Consider the following 16,307-nt stretch of genomic DNA (forward strand, 5'->3'; position numbering starts at 1 on the left):
ACGGAGCGAGACGGACTGAAAGTCGCATAACAAAAAAGCGAAGATTCTCTTCGCTTTTCACTGAATTAGCTAGTATTTAATTCTAGTATGGGAGAAAAATGCCCCCCGGAATTACCAGTTCTCTCTTATTTCAAGGAACTGGGCTGATACAGTCTCCCAGACTGCCTGCGTTTCCAATTTCTAGCGCAGAGCTAAAAACGTTCCCCGAACGTTCCTGCTTTTTCTTATTTCTAGAAGCAAGGGTAAAAACGTTCCCCGGATGATCCAACTCTCTCCAGTTTCTAGGAGTTGGGCTAAAAACATCCCCCGGATGTTTTTACTCCTCCATAAAGCTGTTGAAGACTTCTTCAATCATGTTCCATTCATCTTCTGAATCTTCAGGGATTGGTTGCAATTCGCCTTCTGTTCCATCTTCGTTTTCGATGAATGAGTATGCTTGGATTTCAACTTCGCCGTTTTCATCTTCTTCTGCATTAACTGGTACAAGAAGAACATAATTTTTACCAAATTCTTCTTTTCCGTCAATAGTCAAAAGGATTTCAAACAAGGTTTCGTTTCCTTGCTCATCTACAAGTGTAATAAGTTCACGTTCTTCGTGATCGTGGTTGTGATCGTGTGACATAGTTTCTCCTCTGTCTTAAAATTTTCTATCTAAATAATTTTGCAAAATCAATTGAGCAGCTAGTTTATCAATAACTTTTTTACGCTTATTACGACTAATATCCGCTTGCTCAATCAACATACGCTCTGCAGCGACCGTAGTTAGGCGTTCATCTTGATACTCTACCGGTAGACCAAAGAGTTCTTCCAGTTTGGCTCCATAGGCTTGACTGGCTTCCACGCGCGGTCCGCTGGTATTGTTCATGTTTTTAGGCAAACCAACAACAAAACGGTCTACCTTATAGGTTTCAACGAGTTCCTTGAGGCGTTCAAAACCAAACTGACCTTGATCTTCATTGATTTGGATGATTTCAAGTCCTTGTGCCGTAAAACCTAACGGATCGCTAATCGCTACTCCTACCGTTTTGGAACCAACGTCCAATCCCATAATTCTCATAGATTATAGATCGACTCCTTGTCCTTTAAGGTAGTAGCGAACCAGTTCTTCAACGATTTCATCTCGCTCATACTTACGGATTTGATTTCGTGCATTGTTATAACGAGGAACGTAAGCTGGGTCTCCACTGAGAACATAGCCCACGATCTGGTTAATAGGGTTATAGCCCTTTTCATTCAAAGAAGCATAGACATCTGTCAATGTTTCACTGATTTCTTTTTTATTGGAATCGTCCAATTTAAAACGTACGGTTTCTTCAGTAAATCCCATTCTAACACCCTCTTTCCTTAGAATAGTACTATTATAGCACATTCGCGGTCGTTCTACAAATCACACAGTCTGATTCTGCTGATTTTCTCTGACTTTTTACTGGACTGTTGCCCCATTTGCAACACGATTAGCAATATAGTCCTCTGGTTCGTTTTTCAATAGATTTTCCAGTCCAACATTCTTCAAGTATTCGTTTTCACTTGCTTTTTTGAGATCCAGTGTTTGGAAATCATAGCTAGTCTTGGTTTCCATTTCTTTCTCATTTAAAAGAGTCGTTTCAATGGTAAATCCTGAAATTTTTCGAGCCGCTTGAACAGACTCATCCTTATCCTCAGCTTCTTTAAGAGCTTTTTTAGCTTCATCTAATCCTCGCTCAGAAATATAATTTTTTAAATCTTCTGATACAGGACGCTTTTGCTGAATGGTCAAGCTCAAGAATTGATTGCCTTTGTAGGTAATGATTTGAGTTTGCTGTGCTCCACTCTCATCAGCTGGCAAAACCAAGGTCTTTGTAACAACTGTATTCTTGGTTGCATTTTCTAATACGGGCAAGGTAGACTGTAGAGCTTCTTGAGAACTCTCAGTAGTTGAAGCTGCTGTTTCTTTTTTCTGACCACATCCAACGAGCAAAAATAGTGCTGCGAATGTTCCAATGACTAACTTTTTCATAAATCCTCACATGTTATCCAATTTAAATATTAGAGAAGGCCAGGAGTCACTCCCAGCCTTGATGCTTTATAGAGCCGCACGTAAACGCGCCTCTGCATTTTCCACATTACGGACAGAGCGTGGCAAAAAGGCACGGATATCGTCTTCTTTATAGCCGACTTGTAGGCGTTTCTCATCTACAAGAATCGGACTTTTCAAGATACGTGGTGTTTCCATGATTAGGTTGAGTACTTCATTGACACTCAAATCTTCGATATCAACACCAAGGGCCTTTGCATAACGATTTTTCGATGATACGATACTTGCAATTCCATTGTCTGTTTTTGTCAAAATATCAAGTAGTTCTTCTCTCGTGATTCCTTCCTTACCGAGGTTTTGTTCTTTATAACTTAACTGGTGGGCATTGAGCCAGGTCTTCGCTTTTTTACAGCTAGTACAACTTGAGACTGTATAAATTTTGATCATGTACCTACCCCTTTCGCTACATGTTACTATCAGTTTAGACTATTATACCATAAAAAACATCGGACTTGCGACCTATTTTTAAAAAATTTTAACTTTTTTGGCAATTTTTGAACTTTTTTCTTGACAAAACACGAACTATAACCATTCTTTATATTTCTTAATGTAACATTTCTTAATAACTGTGACGCTAAACATATACAAGAAAATAATACAGATTAAGAACAGGAAGTAAGGAAGTCCTAAGGGTGCTAGACGAAGAATATTTACCAGTGGTCCATAAGGTAGACTGGTTACGAAAAAGGCTGCAAGCAGTGTCATCAAAATCACAAGCCAAGCTGGTCTGCTTTGTAGAAAAGGAACTTTTGCTGTACGAAGCATATGGATGACCATGGTTTGAGACCACATAGATTCGATGAACCATCCTGTTTGGAACAAGATAATAAACTGAAGGGCAGATTCAGATCCATGAACATAATGATGACCTGTCACCAAGGGAACAATGATAAAGTAGAGGAAGATAAAGGTCAAAATATCAAAGACAGATGAGATTGGACCCATCCAAACCATAAATCGCGTAATGGATTTTGCTTCCCATGTATGGGGTTGTTTAAGGAAGTCTTGATCCACATTATCAAATGGCAATGCCACACAAGACAAATCATAGACTAGGTTTAGGACAATGAGATGAACAGGAGCCATTGGTAAAAATGGTAAGAAAATGCTCGCAACAAGGAGTGAGAAGATATTCCCAAAGTTTGAACTGACGGTCATCTTGATGTACTTGGTCATGTTGGCGTAGACCTTACGGCCCTCAACGATACCAGTTTCAAGAACCATGAGATCCTTGTCTAGCAAAATAACATCCGCTGTTTCCTTAGCGATATCGACTGCTGTATCTACAGAAATTCCAACATCAGCCACCTTCATGGATGGAGCGTCGTTGATTCCATCTCCCATATAACCAACGGCATGACCATTTTTCTTTAACTGTAAAATGATACGAGCTTTTTGATCAGGAGACAATTTAGCAAATACTGTTACACTTTCAACCGCTTCTGCCAATTCTTGATCTGTCATTTGGTCAATGTCAGCCCCTAAGAGCATATGCTCAACGTCCAAACCAACCTTTTCACAAATGGCTTGGGTTACTTTTTCGTTATCCCCAGTTAAAATTTTTGTTTTAACACCATGCTCAAGCAGAGCTTGAATAGCGGGTGCTGCAGATGGTTTTGGCGGATCCAAGAAGGCAAGGTACCCCGTAAGGATCATGTCACTTTCATCAGTCACAGCATAGGCATAATCTTCACGTAGACCTGACTTGTAACCAACACCTAAAACACGCAAACCTTGACGGTTTAATTGACCAACTTCTGCTAATACTTCTTGGCGAATGTCTTCGGTTAGGGGAATGATCTCTCCGCGGTACTCCACGTGTGTCGAAATGTTCAACATTTCTTCTAAAGCGCCTTTGGTAACCATACTAACGACATTGCTATCATCTTTGACGATGACACTCATGCGTCTGCGTTCAAAGTCAAAAGGCAGTTCATCAATCTTTTGGAAGATTTTATCCAAATCTTGTAGAATAGCGTGTTCTTTAGCTTCTTTTTCAGTTCTACTGATAATGGCACGGTCCATCAAGTTTTTCAAACCGGTTTGGAAATGTGAATTTAGATAAGCTCTTCTTAAGACGGCCATATCCAAATCACCATGGATATCCAAGGGGTATTCTAAGACAATCTCATCTTGCGTTAGAGTTCCAGTTTTATCCGTACATAGGATATCAATTGCTCCTAGGTCTTGAATAGCATTAAGTTTTTTGATAACCACCTTTTCCTTGGCCATAATAATGGAACCTTTGGCCAAGCTGGCTGTGATAATCATTGGAAGCATTTCTGGTGTAAGTCCGACACCGACGCTCAAGGCAAAGACTCCAGCCTCTAGCCAGTCTCCATCAGTCAACCCATTTGCGAAAAACACGATCGGAACCATGACAAGCATCAAGCGGATCAAGAGCCAAGAAATGCTGTTCATTTCACGTTCAAAAGAAGTTGGCTCATCATAGGTGTTGAGAGTTTGCTCAATAGCTCCCATCATGGTGTCATCACCAACAGCGAGAACCATAGCTGTAGCACTTCCTGAGATAACGTTTGTCCCCATGAATGCCAAGGATTCTGCTTCTAAAAGACTCTCTACATTTTGATTAGTAGCTTTATTTAAAGCAAGCTTTTCGACTGCATCACTTTCTCCAGTCAAACCTGACTGTTGAACAAAAAAGTCGCGGGATTCAAATAAGATGACATCTGCTGGAATCATATCTCCCGCACTTAATTTCACGAGATCTCCCACAACCAACTCATCGATGGGTAACTCTTGTTCAAGACCACCACGAATAACAGTTGCAGTATTGACAATCATTTTTGAAAGATTGGTTGTTGCCTTGTCGCTCCGCAATTCTTGGACAAAACGGATGCCTCCTGAAATCAAAACCAAGACAACGATAATAATAGAGGTCGTAGGATCCTCTTGGCCAGGTTTGGCAAGCCAGACGTTTGTAACGAGAGAGATAAAGGCAATCACAAGCAAAATGATTGTGAAGGGATTGATAATGGACTCATAAATCTTTTTAAAGATAGAATCCTCTTGACCCTTGGTGATGGTGTTTTCACCATATAGGTCACGGTTTTCTTGAACTTGTTCTGAATCTAAGCCTTTTAGACTTGTATGATAAAAAGCTAGACTCTCTTTAAATGGAGTTTGAATAGCTGCTGCTAATCTTTCTTTTGTAGTTTTCATGGGTTTCTCCTATCTGTATGAATGGTAATTTCATACACAGGGACCAATCACTTTATAAGGACAAAACGACACAAATCAGCGATTGGCTGTGTATGTGCGGTTCTGGATGATCATCAATTTGCATCGTTTGTCTCCTTTCTTTGTTCTAAAACAGCAGAAAATCCTGCCATAAAATGGCAGGACTAAAAAACTTATTATCTGTTTTCGTTCAAGCTTTAACTCCATAGGGCGATGTAATGAGCTTAGTCTTGACCTTCGCGACCAGGACTGTTGACCAACGAGTAGTGTCTCCACTGCTTTGCGGTAGTCATCCGTATCCCTATGGTAGCCTCACCTACCGTTTTCGCCTTTCAGTATAAACCTTTAACTAGTAAAAGTCAACGATTTATCTCATTTTTCTTAGATTACGATTAATTCTTTTGGAGCAAGGGTTAATAACTCACAACCTGTATCTGTAATCAGGATATCATCTTCGATACGAACCCCGTATTTCCCTTCAATATAAATACCCGGTTCATCAGTCAAGACCATACCAGTTTTGATAACTTCTTTGGAAGTTTGACTAAAGTAAGGTTCTTCGTGGATATCAAGTCCGATACCATGCCCGATACCGTGTGTAAAGTATTCTCCATAGCCTGCTTCCACAATAATATCACGAGGGATTTTATCAAAGTCACGGAAACCTAAGCCAGCCTTAGCTTGGTCAATCAATGCTTGGTTAGCCTTCAAAACTGTGTTGTAGATTTCTGCTTGTTCATCACTGACATGACCCAGGTAGATAGTTCGTGTCATATCACTCACATAGTGGTCGTAAAGGCAACCGAAGTCCATGGTGATTGCTTCACCTAGTTCTACTGGCTTGTGCATTGGGTGGGCATGAGGTTTAGAAGAGTTGATCCCACTAGCTAGAATCGTGTCAAAAGACAAACCAGCGGCGCCTAATTCACGCATACGGAAGTCCAGGAAGTTGGCAATTTCAATTTCTGTCTTACCTGGCTTGATAAAGTCAAGAGCATCGTGGAAAGCTTGGTCTGAGATGGAACAAGCCTTACGAATAGTCGCAATTTCTGTCTCATCCTTAATCATGCGAAGGGCTTCAACAAACTGTGTCTGTGGAACTAGTTCTAAACCTTCAAAGGCGGTTTGCATGCGGTGGTAATAAGAAACTGAAATCTCATCTTCAAACCCGATACGAGAAAGGCCCGTGTCTTTTGCAATCTTTGCGATAGTTGCCAACTCGTCACGCTCTGCAAAAATCTCAAAACCAGTTACTTCTTGCTTAGCAGCGATGATATAGCGGGCATCTGTCACCAAGACCTGACGGTCACGACTGATGAAGACTGTTCCATTTGAACCCCAAAATCCTGTCAAATAGTAAACATTTTTAAGGTTATTGATAATGATTCCATCTAGTTCTTTTTCTTGCATTTTATCTAAAAATGCTTGCACACGTTTATTCATGATGTAACTTTCCTTTCAAATACTGTCCTGTATAGCTAGCTTCATTAGCAGCTACTTCCTCTGGTGTTCCTGTTGCGATAATAGTTCCGCCACCGACACCACCTTCTGGTCCTAAGTCGATAATATGGTCTGCTGTTTTGATGACATCCAGATTGTGCTCGATCACGAGAACTGTATTTCCATCATCGACAAAGCGAGACAAAACGGTGAGTAATCGAGCGATGTCCTCAGTATGCAAACCAGTTGTCGGCTCATCTAAAATGTAGAAAGACTTACCTGTCGAGCGCTTGTGGAGTTCGCTAGCCAGCTTCATACGCTGCGCTTCTCCCCCAGAAAGGGTTGTAGCTGGTTGTCCTAAGGTCACATAGCCTAGCCCTACATCCTTGATGGTCTGGAGTTTACGTTGAATTTTCGGAATGTGTTTGAAAAATTCTACCGCATCGTTGACGGTCATATCCAAGACTTGCGAAATATTCTTTTCCTTGTAGTGAACTTCAAGCGTTTCACTATTGTAGCGGGTTCCATGACAGACTTCACAAGCCACGTAAACATCTGGCAAGAAGTGCATTTCAATCTTGATAATCCCATCACCCGAGCAAGCCTCGCAGCGACCGCCTTTGACGTTAAAACTGAAACGACCCTTTTTGTAACCTCGAATCTTGGCCTCATTTGTCTGAGCGAATAGGTCCCGAATATCATCAAAGACACCTGTATAGGTAGCAGGATTGGATCTCGGTGTTCGTCCAATTGGACTCTGGTCAATATCTATCAGACGATCGATATGCTCAATTCCTGTAATAGTCTTAAACTTACCTGGCTTGTCTGAATTACGATTGAGTTTTTGAGCAATGGCTTTTTTGAGAATACTGTTAATGAGGGTCGACTTCCCTGAGCCAGAGACCCCTGTCACCGCGATAAATTTTCCTAGTGGGAAACGAGCAGTGATATTTTGTAGGTTGTTTTCACGCGCTCCTGTCACTTCGATAAAACGACCATTTCCGACACGACGCTCTTCTGGCACTGGAATGGCACGTTTGCCTGACAAGTACTGACCTGTGATAGACTTGCTGTTGCGAGCCACTTGCTTGGGCGTTCCTGCGGCAACAATTTCTCCACCAAAGACCCCTGCACCAGGGCCAACGTCAATCAAATAATCCGCTTCACGCATGGTATCTTCATCGTGTTCCACCACGATAAGAGTATTCCCTAAATCACGCATCTTTTTCAGACTGGCAATCAGGCGATCATTGTCCCTCTGGTGAAGACCGATGGACGGCTCATCAAGGATATAGAGGACTCCTGAGAGATTGGAACCAATCTGAGTAGCCAAGCGAATACGCTGACTTTCCCCTCCTGATAGGGTCCCTGCTGAACGAGACAGGGTCAGATAGTTAAGACCCACGTTATTAAGGAAGGTCAAACGGTCCTTGATTTCTTTGAGAATGGGACGAGCAATAATCGCTTCATTTTCAGACAAGGTCAGCTGGCTCACCAAGTCCAAGTGGTCTGCGATAGACAGGTCAGAAATTTCTCCGATATGTGGCCCTTGCTCGCCACCCACACGGACAGACAAGGCCTGGTCATTGAGACGATAACCATGACAGGTACCACAAGTTAGCTCATTCATATAAAGGCGCATCTGAGTGCGAGTGTAGTCGCTATTGGTTTCATGGTAACGGCGATTGATATTTCCAAGCACTCCTTCAAATGGAATGTCGATATCACGAACTCCGCCGAATTCATTCTCATAGTGGAAATGGAATTCTTTCCCATCTGAACCATAGAAAATGAGATGTTTATCCTCCTCAGACAAGTCCTCAAAAGGCCTATCCATATCCACTCCAAAGGCTGTCATGGCTTGTTCCAGCATATTTGGATAATAGTTAGAAGAGATCGGATTCCAGGGCGCTAAGGCTCCCTCACGAAGAGTCTTACTAGCATCTGGTACGACTAAGTCCGTATCAACCTCTAGCTTGATCCCCAAACCATCACACTCACTACAGGAGCCAAACGGTGCATTGAAAGAGAAGAGACGAGGTTCTAACTCTGGAACCGTAAATCCACATACTGGACAAGCATAGTGTTCTGAAAAGAGCAACTCTGAATCATCTATAGTATCAATAACGACATAACCTTCAGCGATACGGAGAGCTGCTTCAATCGAATCGAAGAGACGACTACGGATACCTTCTTTGATAATGATACGGTCTACCACCACATCAATGTTGTGTTGCTTATTCTTTTCAAGTTCAGGAACTTCAGTCACGTCGTAGACAACTCCATCGACACGGACACGGACGTAACCATCCTTTTGAATCTTTTCAATCAGCGTCTTATGCTGCCCCTTTTTCTTACGAACAACAGGAGCCAAAATCTGCAGACGCTGGCGCTCTGGCAATTCCAAAACCTTGTCTACGATCTGCTCTACAGACGAAGCCTTGATAGCCCCATGTCCATTGATACAATAGGGTGTCCCTACCCGAGCATAGAGAAGACGTAGATAGTCATTGATTTCCGTCGTTGTCCCAACCGTCGAACGTGGATTTTTACTAGTCGTTTTCTGGTCAATGGAAATGGCAGGGCTGAGACCATCGATAGAATCCACATCTGGCTTTTCCATATTGCCCAAGAACTGACGAGCATAGGCTGACAGACTTTCAACATAGCGGCGTTGCCCTTCTGCATAAAGGGTATCAAAGGCTAAACTAGACTTTCCTGATCCAGATAGTCCCGTCACCACAACTAGCTTGTCACGCGGAATTTCCACATCTATATTTTTTAAATTATGGGCGCGAGCCCCATGGATGACAATCTTATCTTGCATATTACTTCTTTCTAGTCCATTGTTGCTTTCCATTATACCAAAAAAAGTGAAATTCTATTACCAAAAAAGCCGATTTTGTAGTATAATAGTACGGTGTCAAAAATCACTGAAACACGGATTAGATTAGGAAAGGATCGGAGATATGAAACAAGTCTTTCTCTCAACAACAACTGAATTTAAAGAGATCGATACGCTCCAGCCGGGCACTTGGATCAATCTCGTCAATCCTACTCAAAGCGAATCGATGGAAATCGCCTCAGCCTTTGATATTGATATCGCCGATCTCCGTGCACCGCTCGATGCGGAAGAGATGTCACGTATCACCATCGAAGATGAGTACACCTTGATCATCGTGGACGTTCCCATTACTGAGGAAAGAAACAACCAGACCTACTACGTGACCATTCCCTTGGGGATTATCCTCACAGAAGAGGCTATTATTACCACTTGTTTGGAGCCTCTACCACTTCTTGATGTCTTTATCAATCGTAGGCTTCGAAATTTCTATACCTTCATGCGTTCGCGCTTCATCTTCCAAATCCTATACCGCAATGCGGAGATTTACCTAACTGCCCTCCGTTCGATTGAACGTAAGAGTGAGCAGATTGAGAGTCAACTTCACAAATCTACTCGAAACGAAGAATTGATTGAACTCATGGAGTTGGAAAAGACCATCGTCTACTTCAAAGCTTCACTTAAGACAAATGAGCGCGTGATTAAAAAATTGACCAGTGCGACTAGCAATATCAAGAAATACCTCGAAGATGAAGACTTACTGGAAGATACCTTGATTGAAACGCAACAGGCCATCGAGATGGCGGATATCTACGGAAACGTCCTTCACTCTATGACAGAGACCTTTGCTTCTATCATTTCAAACAACCAGAACAATATCATGAAAACCTTGGCCCTCGTGACCATCGTTATGTCCATCCCGACCATGATTTTCTCAGCCTACGGAATGAACTTTAAGGATAATGAAATTCCTTTAAACGGAGAGCCGCATGCTTTCTGGCTCATCGTCTTTATCGCCTTTGCTATGAGTGTTTCTCTCACTCTTTACCTCATCCATAAAAAATGGTTCTAACAGGAGTTATTATGTCACAGATTGATTTAAAAGAATTAACCAAGAAAAACCAAGAATTTATCCACATTGCAACCCAACAGTTTCTTAAAGATGGAAAAACCGACACTGAAATCAAGGCTATTCTTGAAGAAGTGATTCCTCACATCCTTGAAGAACAACCAAAAGGTGTGACCGCTCGTTCTATCTACGGAGCACCAACTCACTGGGCTCACAGCTTTAGCGAAAAAGAGCAATACGAGAAAGAACATCCAAAGGAAAATGACGATCCAAAATTGATGATGTTGGATTCAGCCCTTTTCATCACAGGACTGTTTGCAGTGGTTAGCGCCTTGATGAGCTTCTTCTCAAACCAACCCGTAGCTTACGGATTGGTAACACTTATCAGTGTAGGGGCCTTTGGTGGAGTTGCCTTCTACCTTCTCTATCACTTCATCTACCGCTACTACGGACCAGATACTGACCGTAGCCAACGCCCTCCATTCTGGAAATCACTTTTAGTCATGTTAGCGACTATGTTTGCTTGGGTCTTCATCCTCTTCTTGAGTAACTTCCTTCCACAAGCCATCAACATTAGTCTCCCACCACTTGTTTTGTTGGTAATCGGTGGAGCTCTCCTTGCCCTACGTTTCTACCTCAAAAAACGTTTCAACATCAAGAGTGCAAGTGCAGGACCTGCTAGATATTAAGATAAACAATAAAAGTAGTGTGTTTTGTAGACAGACTACTCTTTTTATAGTTCCAAATCATTTTTTGATTCTCCAAAGAAAAGTAGCTACATTTTCTAAAAATGTTCTAATGTAAAGTCTTTCCTTAGAATCCCGAGGTTTTTTCCTTGAATCCAAGCTGTTTTTCTGTTATACTAATAAAGCAATAAGGAGAAATATATATGACTAAACAGAGAATTAATCAAATTGTCGGTTCAATTGGTGCCTTTATCGGGATTATTGTATTTATAGCCTACATCCCCCAAATTTTTGCCAATTTACAAGGGAACAAAGCTCAACCATTCCAACCTTTATCAGCAGCTGTTTCTTGCTTAATCTGGGTCATTTATGGATGGACAAAAGAGCCTAAGAAAGACTGGATTCTAATCATTCCAAACTCGGCTGGGGTTATCCTTGGCGGACTGACCTTCCTTACTGCTCTATAAGAATGCAACTACTATAAAAAATGCAACCACATCGAGCGGTTGCTTTTTTGCTTACTTTTGTGATCTAAAAGCCTTTTTCTGATTCTAATTCTTGTTGTTTTCCCTCTTCTTTTGTGATACAATAGCATCAATTTATTTCTAGGAGGATGAGATATGATTTCTACTATTGGTATTGTTAGTTTGTCTAGTGGCATTATCGGAGAAGACTTTGTCAAACACGAAGTGGACTTGGGTATTCAACGTCTCAAGGATCTAGGACTCAATCCTATCTTTTTACCCCATTCGCTAAAAGGCTTAGACTTTATCAAGGACCATCCTGAAGCACGTGCAGAGGATTTGATTCAGGCCTTTTCTGATGATAGCATCGACATGATCCTATGCGCCATCGGTGGAGACGATACCTATCGTTTATTACCCTATCTTTTTGAAAATGACCAACTAGAAAAAGTTATCAAACAAAAGATTTTTCTTGGCTTCTCGGATACGACCATGAACCATCTAATGTTGCATAAACTAGAAATTAAGACTTTTTACGGCCAATCATTTCTAGCAGACATTTGTGAGTTAGACAAAGAAATGTTACCATATAGCTGCCACTACTTTAAAGAATTGATTGAGACTGGAAAAATCTCAGAAATCCGCCCTAGTAACGTTTGGTATGAGGAACGGACTGATTTTAGTCCCAAAGCCTTGGGAACACCTCGTATCAGCCATGCAAATACCGGTTTTGAATTATTGCAAGGAAATGCCCAGTTCGAGGGAGAAATCCTCGGTGGGTGTCTCGAATCCCTCTACGATATCTTTGACAATTCTCGATACGCAGATAGCACGGACCTCTGCCAAAAGTACAAACTCTTCCCTGACTTGTCAGACTGGGAAGGAAAAATCCTCTTGCTAGAAACAAGCGAAGAAAAGCCTGAGCCGGAAGACTTCAAAAAGATGTTGCGGACTTTAAAGAACACTGGTATATTCGAGGTCATCAGTGGACTCCTGGTCGGAAAACCTATGGATGAAACTTTCTATGACGACTATAAGAAGACTTTAATGGACACCATTGATAGCACTATCCCGATTGTCTATAATCTAAATGTTGGTCATGCAACTCCAAGAGCTATTGTCCCCTTTGGAGTCCACGCCCATGTAGATGCAACGGAGCAAGTTATTCGCTTTGACTACAACAAAGAAAGCTGAGATAGAAATCTCAGCTTTTTCTATATTCTCCTATGTTCTAGACATCTAACGTCACTTATTTCCACTTTTCCATTCACAATTATTCTCATGGTCATCAATTAATCCTGCCGCCTGTAAAAAGGACAAGACAGCGACTGGTCCAGTGAACTTAAAACCACGTTTTTTGAGATCCTTGGATATTTTCTCAGATAATGGCGTTTTAGCCGGTGCTTGACGATAGTCCGAGACATCATTGGTGATGGTTTTACCATCTACAAAAGACCAGAGATAGGTGTCAAAAGAATCATACTCCTTCTGAACTTGTAGAAATGCTTGAGCGTTGGTGCGCGTCGCAAATATCTTAGCACGATTGCGGATGATAGCTGGATTATCCATCAAAGCTTCCAATTCTTCATCAGTCATGTCCGCAACACCTTGAACTTGATAGTCATGAAAAGCTTGACGAAAAGCTTGGCGTTTATTGAGCACCGTTTCCCAAGACAGACCTGCCTGATAGGTCTCCATACAGAGCAACTCAAAAAGAGCCTGGTCATCATGAAGGGCCTGGCCCCACTCTTCATCGTGGTAGGCTACATATAGAGGGTTGTTCATTTTAACCCAGCCACAACGTTTTGGCATAGACTTCTCCTATTTCACCAACATCTTGAGGGCAGACTTGATATAGTTCTCAGCTGTATCTGTCGTTCCTTCAAAGAATTTCTTGATTTTCTTAAGCTCAGTTGCCTTGTAGCCCAAAGCCAACATGGCTTCCATAGCTTCTTCCAGTTCTTGGTTGTCACTGCTAGATGGAGCTGCAGTTTTAGCAGGGAGATCGTCTCCTGCCACAACAACTTTCCCTTCTAAGTCCAACACCATCTGTTGGGCTGTTTTCTTACCGATTTTAGGGAACTTGGTCAAGTAGGTGATGTTCTTAGTCTCAATAGCTTGAACGAGACCTGCATTGTCATCAGCTGCGATGATGGCAAGAGCGGAAACAGGACCAATGCCTGACACAGAGATCAAACTGAGAAAGAGCTTTTTCTCGTCTTCTGAGCGAAATCCATAAAGCAGATGGGCGTCCTCACGCACGACTTGATGCACATAAATTTGAGCTTCTTGGTTGACTTGTCCTGAGTAGGCATAGGGGTTAGCTACGTGTAGGATATAGCCGATTCCGTTTGCTTCTAGAACGATGTATTTAGCAGTAATTTTGGTAATAATACCCTTTAGATATTCGTACATAATTTTCCCTTCAATTATACTCAATGAAAATCAAATCTAAACTAGGAAGCTAACCGTAGGCATAACTTGAGTTAGGCAAGTTAAGGCTGACGCAGTTTAGAGAGATTTTCGAAGAGTATTAGTATTTTCCTAGCTCTCGGAGGCTGGTATGATTTTCCTGAATGCGACGGAACATCTTTTCCATGTCCGACTTGGTAAAGTGAACCAAAACAGGACGTCCGTGTGGACAGTTATAGGGGTTATCACATTGAGAGAGTTGATAGAGGAGTTGTCTAGCCGAGTGATCATCGATACGGTGGTTAGCCTTGATAGACCTCTTGCAGGACATCATAATGGCTAGTTCAGCTCGGTATTTCTTGATTGAAACTTCCTTGGTCAAGAGGAGCATGTCGCACATCTCATAGATTCCAGATTCAATTTCCTCCTCTGCCATCCAAATGGGATGTTCGCGCAAGATAAATTGATTCTCCCCGTACTCTGCTAGAAAGACGCCAACTTCCTCTAAAAGAGACATTCTTTCCTTGAGGCGAAGGGAATCATCCGCAGGAAATTCAAAGATATAGGGCACTAGGAGTTGCTGCTGGCTCTGGTCAACATTGCCAATACTTTCGCGATACTCCTCATACTTAACCCGCTCCTGAGCTGCGTGTTGGTCTATGATGTAAAGCCCATCTCTACCTTGGGCAAAGAGATAGGTTCCATGCATCTGACCGAAAAATTCCAACTCCGGGAAGCTTGAAGATTCTTCTCGCTCCAGCTTGTCATAAGCCTTATCCAAACTAGCCATATCTAACTCAGGATGATCCAGTTGGTCGTAACTGATAGACTTTCTCTCTGCAAAATGCAGTTTTGCTGGTTTGGTCAGCTGATCCAAGGTTTCCTTAGCGAAGAGGTTCAAATCCTGTCTTTCTTCAGTCAGATTCACCTGATGGTCTGCTACCTCAGCTTGAGGCGGTCTTGTCAGCTCCGTTTGCTCGTAGTAAAGATTATTTTCTTTAAGCGGGAGAATGGTTTGCTCTACTTTTTCACGATTGCGTACGGTAGACTTTGCCAGATTTTCCAAGGCATCTGGAATCAAGGTCTGTTCCTTGAGACTCTTTGCGATAGCTTCTGAAACCAGTGCCATCAGCTCTCTTTCCTTAGAAATACGCACCTCTTGCTTGGTCGGGTGCACATTGACATCTGCTAGATAAGGATCGATATGGATGTGAATAACAGCTAGCGGAAAACGCCCCACCATAAGCTTGCTGCCGTAACCATCTAAAATGGCACGATTGAGCAGGAAGTTTTTGATATAACGACCATTGATAAAGAGACTGATATAGTTACGATTAGCCCGTGTCAATTCCGGCAAGGACACAAAGCCTGAAATTTCAAAGTCTAGGTCAGAATTCTCAATCTCAACCATTTTTTTGGCACTGGCTAAACCATAAATCCCAGCAATGGCTTGACGCAGTTGACCCGTACCAGCTGTTCGTGTCATTTCCTTGCCATCACTAATCAGGCTAAAAGAAATCTCAGGATGGGCTAGCCCCAGACGGTTGACAATATCAATGATGTGAGACAACTCTGCCTGCTGACTCTTCATATACTTGAGACGAGCCGGTGTGTTGAAAAAGAGATCCTCCACACAAACCTTGGTCCCAACAGGACTGGTCGCTGGAATGATTTCCTCAACTTCTCCCCCACGAGCCACTAGCTTGGTCCCGTGACTGGCACCGTCCACCGCTGTCAACAAAGTCAAAACACTGACAGATGCGATAGAGGGCAGGGCTTCACCACGAAAGCCGAGGGTCCGAATCCGAAAGAGATCTGCCTGATTCTTTATCTTACTAGTGGCATGACGACGGAGGGCCAACTCTACTTCGTCGTGGGCAATCCCGTGACCATTATCTGTTATTTGGATTTTCTTAAGACCAGCTTCTTCAATCTCAACGATAATCTGGCTTGAGCCAGCATCGATAGCATTTTCAACTAATTCTTTGACAACGCTCGCAGGACGCTCGATAACTTCTCCTGCTGCAATCTGGTTGGCCAAGATTTCTGGCAATTCAATAATATGAGACATTTTCCAGCCCCTTTCTCAACTATTTTTATCTATTTCTCTGAAAATAAG

General features: G+C 42.2%; 15 protein-coding genes and 1 riboswitch. Of the genes, 4 read left to right on the forward strand and 11 right to left on the reverse strand.

Annotated features, from left to right (window positions below):
- Positions 1–316: 316 nt before the first annotated feature.
- From HMPREF2619_RS00820 to uvrA, 8 genes are all read right to left on the reverse strand, one after another.
- A complete protein-coding gene (locus HMPREF2619_RS00820; RefSeq protein ID WP_000017624.1) occupies positions 317–622 on the reverse strand; it encodes a DUF1292 domain-containing protein in 306 nt (101 codons plus the stop codon).
- A 15-nt stretch (positions 623–637) separates the two neighbouring features.
- Positions 638–1,057, reverse strand: coding sequence for a Holliday junction resolvase RuvX (gene ruvX / locus HMPREF2619_RS00825; RefSeq protein ID WP_049502846.1), 420 nt, complete (start codon positions 1,055–1,057; stop codon positions 638–640).
- Positions 1,058–1,060: 3 nt separating this feature from the next.
- The gene (locus tag HMPREF2619_RS00830) at positions 1,061–1,327 is read right to left on the reverse strand and encodes an IreB family regulatory phosphoprotein (RefSeq protein WP_000507060.1); all 267 of its coding nucleotides are present in this window, start codon (positions 1,325–1,327) and stop codon (positions 1,061–1,063) included.
- A gap of 96 nt (positions 1,328–1,423) precedes the next feature.
- A complete protein-coding gene (locus HMPREF2619_RS00835; RefSeq protein ID WP_000737513.1) occupies positions 1,424–1,996 on the reverse strand; it encodes an SP0191 family lipoprotein in 573 nt (190 codons plus the stop codon).
- A 66-nt stretch (positions 1,997–2,062) separates the two neighbouring features.
- Positions 2,063–2,461, reverse strand: a complete 399-nt coding sequence (gene spx, locus HMPREF2619_RS00840) for a transcriptional regulator Spx (RefSeq protein WP_000591165.1) — start codon at positions 2,459–2,461, stop codon at positions 2,063–2,065.
- A 135-nt stretch (positions 2,462–2,596) separates the two neighbouring features.
- On the reverse strand, positions 2,597–5,257 hold the full coding sequence (mgtA, locus tag HMPREF2619_RS00845) for a magnesium-translocating P-type ATPase (protein WP_070458235.1): 2,661 nt from the start codon (positions 5,255–5,257) through the stop codon (positions 2,597–2,599).
- A 192-nt stretch (positions 5,258–5,449) separates the two neighbouring features.
- Positions 5,450–5,603: riboswitch (M-box (ykoK) riboswitch) on the reverse strand.
- Positions 5,604–5,656: 53 nt separating this feature from the next.
- A complete protein-coding gene (locus HMPREF2619_RS00850; RefSeq protein ID WP_070458236.1) occupies positions 5,657–6,718 on the reverse strand; it encodes a M24 family metallopeptidase in 1,062 nt (353 codons plus the stop codon).
- Positions 6,711–9,542, reverse strand: coding sequence for an excinuclease ABC subunit UvrA (gene uvrA, locus HMPREF2619_RS00855; protein ID WP_070458237.1), 2,832 nt, complete (start codon positions 9,540–9,542; stop codon positions 6,711–6,713). The genes HMPREF2619_RS00850 and uvrA overlap by 8 nt, the downstream gene beginning before the upstream one ends.
- A 142-nt stretch (positions 9,543–9,684) precedes the next feature.
- Between uvrA and HMPREF2619_RS00860 the strand changes: the two genes are divergently transcribed.
- From HMPREF2619_RS00860 to HMPREF2619_RS00875, 4 genes are all read left to right on the forward strand, one after another.
- Complete coding sequence (locus HMPREF2619_RS00860; RefSeq protein ID WP_070458240.1) at positions 9,685–10,629, forward strand: magnesium transporter CorA family protein; 945 nt, start codon at positions 9,685–9,687, stop codon at positions 10,627–10,629.
- Positions 10,630–10,640: 11 nt separating this feature from the next.
- Complete coding sequence (locus HMPREF2619_RS00865) at positions 10,641–11,315, forward strand: DUF1129 domain-containing protein (RefSeq protein ID WP_070458248.1); 675 nt, start codon at positions 10,641–10,643, stop codon at positions 11,313–11,315.
- Positions 11,316–11,515: 200 nt separating this feature from the next.
- Entirely contained in the window at positions 11,516–11,779 is a 264-nt protein-coding gene (locus tag HMPREF2619_RS00870; protein ID WP_004250486.1) for a SemiSWEET family transporter, read from the forward strand.
- Between the two features lie 153 nt (positions 11,780–11,932).
- Positions 11,933–12,970, forward strand: a complete 1,038-nt coding sequence (locus tag HMPREF2619_RS00875; protein ID WP_070458251.1) for a S66 family peptidase — start codon at positions 11,933–11,935, stop codon at positions 12,968–12,970.
- A gap of 51 nt (positions 12,971–13,021) precedes the next feature.
- On the opposite strand, the gene HMPREF2619_RS00880 is transcribed toward HMPREF2619_RS00875, so the two are convergent.
- The 3 genes from HMPREF2619_RS00880 to mutL form a co-directional block, all read right to left on the reverse strand.
- Positions 13,022–13,588, reverse strand: a complete 567-nt coding sequence (locus HMPREF2619_RS00880; protein ID WP_070458255.1) for a DNA-3-methyladenine glycosylase I — start codon at positions 13,586–13,588, stop codon at positions 13,022–13,024.
- Between the two features lie 9 nt (positions 13,589–13,597).
- The gene (ruvA, locus tag HMPREF2619_RS00885) at positions 13,598–14,191 is read right to left on the reverse strand and encodes a Holliday junction branch migration protein RuvA (protein WP_000273405.1); all 594 of its coding nucleotides are present in this window, start codon (positions 14,189–14,191) and stop codon (positions 13,598–13,600) included.
- A gap of 118 nt (positions 14,192–14,309) precedes the next feature.
- On the reverse strand, positions 14,310–16,259 hold the full coding sequence (gene mutL / locus HMPREF2619_RS00890; protein WP_000018153.1) for a DNA mismatch repair endonuclease MutL: 1,950 nt from the start codon (positions 16,257–16,259) through the stop codon (positions 14,310–14,312).
- Between the last annotated feature and the right edge of the window lie 48 nt (positions 16,260–16,307).

The organism is Streptococcus sp. HMSC074B11, assembly GCF_001808705.1.
Classification (GTDB): domain Bacteria; phylum Bacillota; class Bacilli; order Lactobacillales; family Streptococcaceae; genus Streptococcus.

What these genes read in the sequence shown, in the direction of transcription:
- HMPREF2619_RS00820 (WP_000017624.1), bottom strand. Translation starts at nt 622, where the DNA reads ATGTCACACGATCACAACCACGATCACGAAGAACGTGAACTTATTACA.
- ruvX (WP_049502846.1), bottom strand. Translation starts at nt 1,057, where the DNA reads ATGAGAATTATGGGATTGGACGTTGGTTCCAAAACGGTAGGAGTAGCG.
- HMPREF2619_RS00830 (WP_000507060.1), bottom strand. Translation starts at nt 1,327, where the DNA reads ATGGGATTTACTGAAGAAACCGTACGTTTTAAATTGGACGATTCCAAT.
- HMPREF2619_RS00835 (WP_000737513.1), bottom strand. Translation starts at nt 1,996, where the DNA reads ATGAAAAAGTTAGTCATTGGAACATTCGCAGCACTATTTTTGCTCGTT.
- spx (WP_000591165.1), bottom strand. Translation starts at nt 2,461, where the DNA reads ATGATCAAAATTTATACAGTCTCAAGTTGTACTAGCTGTAAAAAAGCG.
- mgtA (WP_070458235.1), bottom strand. Translation starts at nt 5,257, where the DNA reads ATGAAAACTACAAAAGAAAGATTAGCAGCAGCTATTCAAACTCCATTT.
- HMPREF2619_RS00850 (WP_070458236.1), bottom strand. Translation starts at nt 6,718, where the DNA reads ATGAATAAACGTGTGCAAGCATTTTTAGATAAAATGCAAGAAAAAGAA.
- uvrA (WP_070458237.1), bottom strand. Translation starts at nt 9,542, where the DNA reads ATGCAAGATAAGATTGTCATCCATGGGGCTCGCGCCCATAATTTAAAA.
- HMPREF2619_RS00860 (WP_070458240.1), top strand. Translation starts at nt 9,685, where the DNA reads ATGAAACAAGTCTTTCTCTCAACAACAACTGAATTTAAAGAGATCGAT.
- HMPREF2619_RS00865 (WP_070458248.1), top strand. Translation starts at nt 10,641, where the DNA reads ATGTCACAGATTGATTTAAAAGAATTAACCAAGAAAAACCAAGAATTT.
- HMPREF2619_RS00870 (WP_004250486.1), top strand. Translation starts at nt 11,516, where the DNA reads ATGACTAAACAGAGAATTAATCAAATTGTCGGTTCAATTGGTGCCTTT.
- HMPREF2619_RS00875 (WP_070458251.1), top strand. Translation starts at nt 11,933, where the DNA reads ATGATTTCTACTATTGGTATTGTTAGTTTGTCTAGTGGCATTATCGGA.
- HMPREF2619_RS00880 (WP_070458255.1), bottom strand. Translation starts at nt 13,588, where the DNA reads ATGCCAAAACGTTGTGGCTGGGTTAAAATGAACAACCCTCTATATGTA.
- ruvA (WP_000273405.1), bottom strand. Translation starts at nt 14,191, where the DNA reads ATGTACGAATATCTAAAGGGTATTATTACCAAAATTACTGCTAAATAC.
- mutL (WP_000018153.1), bottom strand. Translation starts at nt 16,259, where the DNA reads ATGTCTCATATTATTGAATTGCCAGAAATCTTGGCCAACCAGATTGCA.